Source organism: Megasphaera sp. DJF_B143, from assembly GCF_900320625.1.
Classification (GTDB): domain Bacteria; phylum Bacillota; class Negativicutes; order Veillonellales; family Megasphaeraceae; genus Megasphaera; species Megasphaera hexanoica.
Genome location: NZ_ONTA01000085.1, coordinates 1 through 7,444 on the forward strand (window position 1 = coordinate 1; position 7,444 = coordinate 7,444).

Genomic DNA, 7,444 nt, shown 5'->3' on the forward strand with positions numbered 1-7,444 from the left:
TGATGTGGGAAGGCGGTACGTCCTTGGAGGACAGACCATAACGGCCGGCAATAATCATCGCATTACGGTCCGAATTCTGGAATGCCGTACATACATCTTCATACAGCGGTTCGCCGATTGCACCCGGTTCCTTCGTGCGGTCCAGGACAGCAATGCGTTTAACCGTCTTCGGCATAGCTGCAAAGAAGTGTTTCAGCGAGAACGGACGATAGAGGTGTACCTGTACATAGCCGACTTTCTGGCCTTCTGCCGTCATGGCATCGATGCATTCTTCAATAGCGCCTGTTACGGAACCCATGGCTACAATGACGTATTCTGCATCGGGAGCACCGTAGTAGTTGAACAATTTATAAGTCCGGCCTGTAAATTCACTGATTTTGTCCATGTAATCCTGGACGATATCAGGCAGTTTGTCATAATAGGAGTTGACGGCTTCACGGTTCTGGAAGAAAATATCCGGGTTATTAACGCCGCCGCGCATGGTCGGATGATCCGGGTTCAGTGCTTCATGTTTGAATTTATAGAGGGCATCACGGTCCAGCAGTTTATCTAATTCTTCATAGGGCATAACTTCGACTTTCTGGATTTCGTGAGATGTACGGAAACCATCGAAGAAGTGCATCATCGGCAGGCTGGCTTTAATAGCAGAAAGATGTGCTACGCCGGCAAGATCCATGACTTCCTGGACGCTGCCGCTGCAGAGCATGCCCCAACCGGTATTACGGCAGCCCATGACATCGGAATGATCCCCGAAAATAGAAAGGGCATGAGACCCTACAGAACGGGCAGCTACATGGAGTACAGCCGGTTTGCATGTTGCGGCAATACGGTGCATGACAGGAATCATGAGCATCAGGCCCTGGGAAGCCGTATAGGAAGTACCCAGAGAACCTGCTTCAACGAGGCCGTGCAGGGCGCCGACAGCACCGGCTTCAGCCTGCATTTCCATGACGCGCACCGGCTGGCCGAAGAGGTTCTTTTTACCATGAGCCGCCCATACATCCACGTGTTCCGGCATCGGGGAAGACGGAGTAATCGGGAAAATTGTTGCAACTTCTGTCAATGCATACGATACGTATGCGGCAGCTTCATTACCATCCATTGTTTTCATCAATTTTTCAGTCACTTTAAACATCTCCTTGAGAAATAAAATGAGAAAAATAATAGTAGACAATACAAGCGCTTACAATTACAGAGGTTATTTAAACGTTTAATCTCTCTACCTTTATTATAGCAAGCTGAATTTATTTTTCAATTCATTTGCATAAATAGCACCATTCAGTATAGTCTATTGCGTTTCGAGCATGAGTATTGCGTTTTGAGCATACTAAAAATAAGCAAAATTCATCCTAAAATGGTATGGTTTCCCATCTGGTACATGTAGAATAAATTCACTTTACAATTAAAAATATTATCCGGTTGGCCGTGTACGGAAAGAAACTTCTATAAAAATGATACCATAGATAGTATAATAAAGCTATCCATAGTTTATGTATACATAGTAAGAAAACGTGAATACCGTGTATACGGCTTTGTGCATTTATGAATTTTCTTATATACTATACGTAGCGTATGTATATGAGGTGAAAAAATGAAAAAGATTCCTATAGCAGTGGCCTTATGTCTTACAGTTGGCCTGTTCATAGCCGGCTGCGGAAATCAGGAGCAGCCGGCACCGGCACAGAACCAGCAGCAACAGCAACAGATTCAGATAGATGCCGCCTCGGAAGCACTCTTTGAAAAGGGCTTGTCTTTCTACCAGCAATTCCAGTATGATCAGGCCATTTCCCTGTATGACCAGGCACTTGCCAAAGACCAAAAAAATTATAAAGCACTTTCCGGCAAGGGAATCGCCCTGGCCATGCGCGGCAACGGGGTAAATCCAAAGGAGGTCCGTCAGGGAATTTCTCTCATCCGGCAGGCACTGGAACTAAAACCAGATTATGTCCCATCTTTCTATGACCTGGCACTGGCCCTGAAAATCGACAAGCAATACGATGAATCGATTACCTGGTTCCAGAAAGTCATCGACAGCGAACCGGATAACACGTGGAGCTATTATGGCATCGCCACCATTTACGGCGACCAGGGTAATGCCGAAAAGGCCGTTTTATACCTGAAAAAAGCCGCTGCCATCGATAAAGAAAATGTAAAAGAGGCAGCCCGCAGCCAGTCTCATTTTGACCGTATACGTAATACCCGCGCATTTCAGGACTTTATGAACCAATAAGGAGGCTTTACAATGGAAAGAACCGATATGATGCATACCATGTATGATAAGAAAGGGCCAGCCGTTGCCCGGAACTTTGAAAAAAGAGGATTCGCCGCCTGGTACTGTCCAACTTGTGAGGAAGCCCTGGCTAAAGCTATTTCTCTCATTCCCAAAGATGACATCGTCTCCTGGGGCGGTTCCCGCTCCATTGATGACATCGGGCTCCACGCTTATGTACAGGCCCATTACAAGGTCATTGACCGCGACACGGCAAAGACAGCGGAAGAACGGGTAGAACTCATGCGTAAAGCATTGTTATGTGATACCTTCCTCATGGGGACCAATGCTGCCGTCCAGGATGGTGAATTATTGAACATCGACGGCAACGGCAACCGCGTAGCGGCGCTCTCCTATGGTCCCCGTCAGGTGCTGGTCATCGTCGGCATGAATAAGGTCGTTCCAACAGTGGCTGCCGCTCTGGCCCGGGCCCGCTCGACCGCATCAGCCATCAACATCAACCGCTTTGCCGGCTCCAAAACACCGTGCTACCTGACAGGCATGTGCGCTGACTGCAAAGGCCAGGACACGGTATGCCGTCAGATACTGCGCACCCGCGCCTGCAATCCGGCCGGGCGCATCAAAGTCATTCTCGTCGGTGAAAACATCGGCTTTTAGCCTATGTCACAATATATATTTTAGGAGGAGTTAATATGGATCGTTCCGATATGATGCACACCATGTATGATAAGAAAGGGCCGGCCGTTGCCAAAAATTTTGAAAAACGCGGTTTTGCCGCCTGGTATTGTCCTACCAAAGAAGAAGCCCTGGCTAAAGCGGTATCACTGATTCCGGAAACAGACGTCGTTTCCTGGGGTGGTTCCACCTCTATTGTAGAAATGGGACTCTATGATTACGTCAAAGCCCACAACCCGGTTCTCGACCGCGATACGGCCAAGACACCGGAAGAACGGATGGAAATCATGCGCAAAGGCCTGACCTGCGATACGTTCATCATGAGTACGAATGCCGCCACCCAGGATGGTCAGTTATTTAATATCGACGGCAACGGCAACCGCACGGCAGCGCTCATCTTCGGGCCCAAACAGGTCATAGTCATCGCCGGCATGAATAAAGTAGAACCGACACTGGAAGCGGCCATCGCCCGGGCCCGTTCGACTGCCGCTCCAATTAATGCCCAGCGTTTCGGCATCCCGACGCCGTGCAACACCAACGGCATGTGCGCTGACTGTCTCAGCCCGCAGAGTATCTGCAATCAGATGGTCCGGACCCGCCGCAACAGCGGACCCCAGGGCCGTATCAAGGTCATCCTCGTCGGGGAAAACTTAGGATATTAATATCGCTGTTTTCCCTTCGCCAAAGGAATCAGAATGTATAGCAACAAAAACGGGAACAGAATGACGTAAAGCCATTCTGTTCCCGTTTTTTGTTGAACTAAGACTATTGTATCAATACGTTTCTTCTGCAATTTCACAGATGATATGGCCCATCATGATATGCATTTCCTGGGTGCGGGCCGTCACTTTGGAAGGAACGGCCAGACAAACATCACACAAGTCCGCCATTTTTCCACCACCAATGCCGGTAAAGCCGATGACGCTCATCTGCTTTTTACGGGCCGTTTCGATGGCGGCAATGACGTTCTTGCTATTCCCCGATGTAGAAATGCCAACCAGTACATCTCCGGCATTCCCCAGTCCTTCTACCTGTCTGCTGAATACCGTATCGTACCCGTAGTCATTAGCTACGGCTGTGAGGACCGATGTATCTACGGTCAGCGCCAGTGCAGGCAGGCTGGGCCGTTCTTTCTGGAAGCGGCCGACGATTTCTGCTGCCAGATGCTGGGAATCGGCAGCGCTGCCGCCATTTCCGCAGAATAAAATTTTGTGGCCACCAGCCAGCGCATCCCGGATCAGAGTGCCTGCTTTTTCTATATCAGGAGCCAGTGCTTTTGTCGCAGCCAGGACAGCTGCATGATCTGCCATACGTTGTTCAATGAGATTCATAATCTGCCTCCTTTATTTCTTTTCCGCATCCGTAATTACGAACCGGACGGCACCTGTATCAGGATGGATGACCGCTCCATGGTAATGGATTCCCCCGGGCAGATAGGGATTGCGCTGCAGGTTGCGTACGGTAACCCGTACCGATTCTTCGCAGTCACAGATGGGATCGGCCCAGGCCATGAGCTGTGGTTCCACATCATCAATGATTGCCGGGTCAATCCCCGCCTCAAACATTTTTTTACAAAGTCCTTCTGCCGTCGTATGGAGCATGCCGCAATCTTCATGTCCGACAACGATAATGTCCGTCACATGAAGTTCATAGACAGCGACCATCAGACTGCCAACGACACTGTTAAAACTGCGGCCTGCCGTATTGCCAGCCACTTTAATGATCTTAGCTTCGCCCCGTTTCAAACCCATGGCAGGTTCCAGAAAATCCAGCAGGCGCGTATCCATACAGGTAAGGATGGCTACGCTGCGGGACGGATATTTGCTTACTTCTGTCAAGCCTCCGGCCTTATGTTCTTCTACAAAGGCCGCATTGGCTTTTTCAATCTGCTGTATCAGTTCGGACATATGGACCTCCTTATCCCTTGTTGACCTCTTCCATCATGTGTTTAGCCCGGATATATTCATCGATACCAGCCGCTGTCCGCTTGCCTTCACGCATAGCCAGCACGACCGTTTTCGGCTTGTGTACGACGTCACCGGCAGCAAATATACCGCGCCGGCTGGTCATACCGTAAGGGATATTGCGGGATTCGATGTAACCGTCTTCCGTAGCTTCAGCACCAAAAGCCTGAATAATGTCCATTTCCGGTCTATTGCCAATGGCAGCAATGATCTTATCGGCCGGCACAATTTCAAATTCTCCTGTCGGTACCATCGTCCCATCGTCCAAGATCTTCTGCTTTTCAATCCGGAGCCCTTCTACATGATCGGTACCGACGACGGCACGGGGCGCCGAATAGAACTGGAACTGGATTCCTTCCTCTTTTGCTTCCATATATTCGGAGGGCAGGCATTTCATATTCTTTTCGCCCCGGCGGTATACGATTTTTACCTTTGCTTTCAGGCGCAGTGCCGTACGGGCCGCATCAATAGCCACATTACCGGCACCGACGACGAGGACCGTATCTCCCGGTTTGACGGGCAGCCTGGATAATTGTTCTTCACCAAGCTGTACCTGTTCCACCTGGTACAGGAACTGGGCCGCATCAATCACACCAGATAAATGGTCATTTTCGACTCCCAGTTTCCATCCTTCCATTGTGCCGACGGCAATAAAAACAGCATCAAAGTCTTCGGCCAGTTTATCCAGAGAAATATCACGGCCCACTTTCGTTTCATACCGTATGGTAACGCCCAACTGCTCCATCCGTTCTACTTCCCGGAGGACATATTCTTTATGAAGGCGGAATGTCGGTATACCATAGGTAAGCGTTCCTCCCGGTTGGGTAGAACTTTCAAAAATCGTCACATCGTAGTCCATCCGTGCCAGGTCCTGGGCTGCTGCCATGCCTGCCGGGCCACTGCCGACAATAGCAACGGTCCCATTGCATTTTTTGCTGGGCACGTCATCGAGAATGTGATTATCCAGAACCAGATCGGCCACAAACCGTTCCAGTTTTCCGATTTCTATATGCTTTCCTTTTTTACCCAGTACACAGGCCCCTTCACATTGCGTTTCCCTGGGGCAGATACGTCCGCACAATGCGGGAAAATCACTGCGGTGATAGATGTATTCGGCGGCCGCACCAAAATTCCCTTGTGCCAATTCATGAATGAACTGAGGTATTTCATTTTCTATGGGGCAGCTATTGCGGCATTGGGGCACACGGCAATTAAGACAGCGTTTCGCTTCGGCTACAGCCTCAGCCATGGTATAGTCACGGTCAGAAATAGGTTCTTCATGGAAAAAAGCAAGAGGGTTCTTTTCTATTTGGGACATGCAGACAGCCACCTTTCTGCTGAAGTTTGCAATAAATACAAAACAGATATAAAAATGGTGCGCCCAAGATGACTCGAACATCCGACACGCAGTTTAGGAAACTGCTGCTCTATCCAGCTGAGCTATGGGCGCACAGGCATGCACAGATTTTCCGTGCAAAAATATCATACCATGAAAAAGGAGGATTGTAAATTATTATCCTCAAATGGATGTATATTATCAAAACATTTGCATACATCCTGCGTATCCTGAATCACATCCGGTTGCTACAATACGGCTCCTGTTTTATAATATAATACACCTTGTAGAGAAAAGAGGCTCTATTATGATTGAATTAGCAGCTATTGCAACAGAACAGCGGAATCCCCGCAGTAAGAACATAGATCAGGTTTCTACGGAAGAAATGGTCCGCATCATCAATAGGGAAGACCATCGGGCGGCATCGGCCGTAGAAGCCATCATACCGGACATCGCAAGAGCCATTGACCTCATCAGCCATCATCTTCATGAAGGCGGCCGGTTGTTTTACGCCGGATCGGGTACATCAGGACGACTCGGGGTCCTCGATGCAGCAGAATGTCCACCCACCTATTCTACTGATCCGGACCTCGTCCAGGGACTGATTGCCGGAGGAGAATCTGCCATGTTCCGTGCCCGTGAAGGCGCAGAAGACGACGAAAATCTGGGAAAAAAAGACCTGCTCGACAAGGGCCTTACGAAAAAAGATGTCGTCGTCGGTCTCAGTGCTTCCGGCCGCACGCCTTACGTCATAGGTGCTCTCACCTGCGCCCGTCAATGTGGCGCTGCCGCCATTGCCGTTGATTGTTCTCCCCATTCTCCCATAGGCGCCTGTGCTGATATTGATTTATGTGCCGTTACCGGTCCGGAAGTCATTACCGGTTCCACCCGTATGAAAGCCGGCACTGCCCAGAAAATGATTCTGAATATGTTGTCTACGGGAACGATGATCCGCCTCGGTAAAGTTTACGGGAATCTGATGGTCGATGTCAAAGCGACGAATCATAAACTGGAAGAAAGGGCGCGGCGCATTGTCATGGAGGCCGCCGGCTGCAGCCGTGATGAAGCCATCCGGGCCCTCGCACAAAGTAAGGGACAGGCTAAACCAGCCATCGTCATGCTGCTCCTGCATATTTCTTATGAAGAAGCACAAGAAAAATTACAGACTGCCGACGGCTTTATTTCGAAGGTGCTTTCTGCTCAATCCGCTGCGAAAGGGACGATATAATGGATTATAAA

The 7,444-nt window shown here is 49.4% G+C and carries 7 protein-coding genes, 1 tRNA gene and 1 pseudogene; 4 read left to right on the top strand and 5 right to left on the bottom strand.

Annotation, left to right across the window (positions count from 1 at the left end):
• Nucleotides 1-1,111 (bottom strand): annotated as a pseudogene (locus DBO31_RS02400) (pyruvate:ferredoxin (flavodoxin) oxidoreductase); the annotation flags it as partial.
• A gap of 480 nt (nt 1,112-1,591) precedes the next feature.
• Between DBO31_RS02400 and DBO31_RS02405 the strand changes: the two are divergent.
• From DBO31_RS02405 to DBO31_RS02415, 3 genes are read left to right on the top strand one after another with little or no spacing between them, the layout of a single operon-like run.
• The gene (locus DBO31_RS02405) at nt 1,592-2,230 is read left to right on the top strand and encodes a tetratricopeptide repeat protein (protein WP_150824351.1); all 639 of its coding nucleotides are present in this window, start codon (nt 1,592-1,594) and stop codon (nt 2,228-2,230) included.
• 12 nt (nt 2,231-2,242) lie between these two features.
• On the top strand, nt 2,243-2,887 hold the full coding sequence (locus DBO31_RS02410) for a lactate utilization protein (RefSeq protein WP_059077060.1): 645 nt from the start codon (nt 2,243-2,245) through the stop codon (nt 2,885-2,887).
• A 35-nt stretch (nt 2,888-2,922) separates the two neighbouring features.
• Nucleotides 2,923-3,567: a lactate utilization protein gene (locus DBO31_RS02415; RefSeq protein ID WP_059077061.1), complete on the top strand. Its 645-nt coding sequence runs from the start codon at nt 2,923-2,925 to the stop codon at nt 3,565-3,567.
• A 111-nt stretch (nt 3,568-3,678) separates the two neighbouring features.
• Here DBO31_RS02415 and gmhA read toward each other — a convergent pair whose 3' ends face one another.
• The 4 genes from gmhA to DBO31_RS02435 all read right to left on the bottom strand — a co-directional run bounded on the left by gmhA (nt 3,679) and on the right by DBO31_RS02435 (nt 6,319).
• Complete coding sequence (gene gmhA / locus DBO31_RS02420) at nt 3,679-4,236, bottom strand: D-sedoheptulose 7-phosphate isomerase (RefSeq protein WP_150824352.1); 558 nt, start codon at nt 4,234-4,236, stop codon at nt 3,679-3,681.
• 12 nt (nt 4,237-4,248) lie between these two features.
• Nucleotides 4,249-4,812: a carbonic anhydrase gene (locus tag DBO31_RS02425; RefSeq protein WP_059077063.1), complete on the bottom strand. Its 564-nt coding sequence runs from the start codon at nt 4,810-4,812 to the stop codon at nt 4,249-4,251.
• Between the two features lie 10 nt (nt 4,813-4,822).
• Nucleotides 4,823-6,187, bottom strand: coding sequence for an NAD(P)-dependent oxidoreductase (locus DBO31_RS02430; RefSeq protein WP_059077131.1), 1,365 nt, complete (start codon nt 6,185-6,187; stop codon nt 4,823-4,825).
• 55 nt (nt 6,188-6,242) lie between these two features.
• A tRNA-Arg gene (locus DBO31_RS02435) sits at nt 6,243-6,319 on the bottom strand.
• A 193-nt stretch (nt 6,320-6,512) separates the two neighbouring features.
• Here DBO31_RS02435 and murQ point away from each other — a divergent pair.
• Nucleotides 6,513-7,433 (top strand): N-acetylmuramic acid 6-phosphate etherase, encoded by a 921-nt coding sequence (murQ, locus tag DBO31_RS02440; RefSeq protein WP_075581850.1) that lies wholly within the window; start codon nt 6,513-6,515, stop codon nt 7,431-7,433.
• Nucleotides 7,434-7,444: the final 11 nt, after the last annotated feature.

Bases quoted from the DNA above. Each gene is read 5' to 3' on its own strand.
- DBO31_RS02405 (WP_150824351.1), top strand. From the start codon at position 1,592: ATGAAAAAGATTCCTATAGCAGTGGCCTTATGTCTTACAGTTGGCCTG.
- DBO31_RS02410 (WP_059077060.1), top strand. From the start codon at position 2,243: ATGGAAAGAACCGATATGATGCATACCATGTATGATAAGAAAGGGCCA.
- DBO31_RS02415 (WP_059077061.1), top strand. From the start codon at position 2,923: ATGGATCGTTCCGATATGATGCACACCATGTATGATAAGAAAGGGCCG.
- gmhA (WP_150824352.1), bottom strand. From the start codon at position 4,236: ATGAATCTCATTGAACAACGTATGGCAGATCATGCAGCTGTCCTGGCT.
- DBO31_RS02425 (WP_059077063.1), bottom strand. From the start codon at position 4,812: ATGTCCGAACTGATACAGCAGATTGAAAAAGCCAATGCGGCCTTTGTA.
- DBO31_RS02430 (WP_059077131.1), bottom strand. From the start codon at position 6,187: ATGTCCCAAATAGAAAAGAACCCTCTTGCTTTTTTCCATGAAGAACCT.
- murQ (WP_075581850.1), top strand. From the start codon at position 6,513: ATGATTGAATTAGCAGCTATTGCAACAGAACAGCGGAATCCCCGCAGT.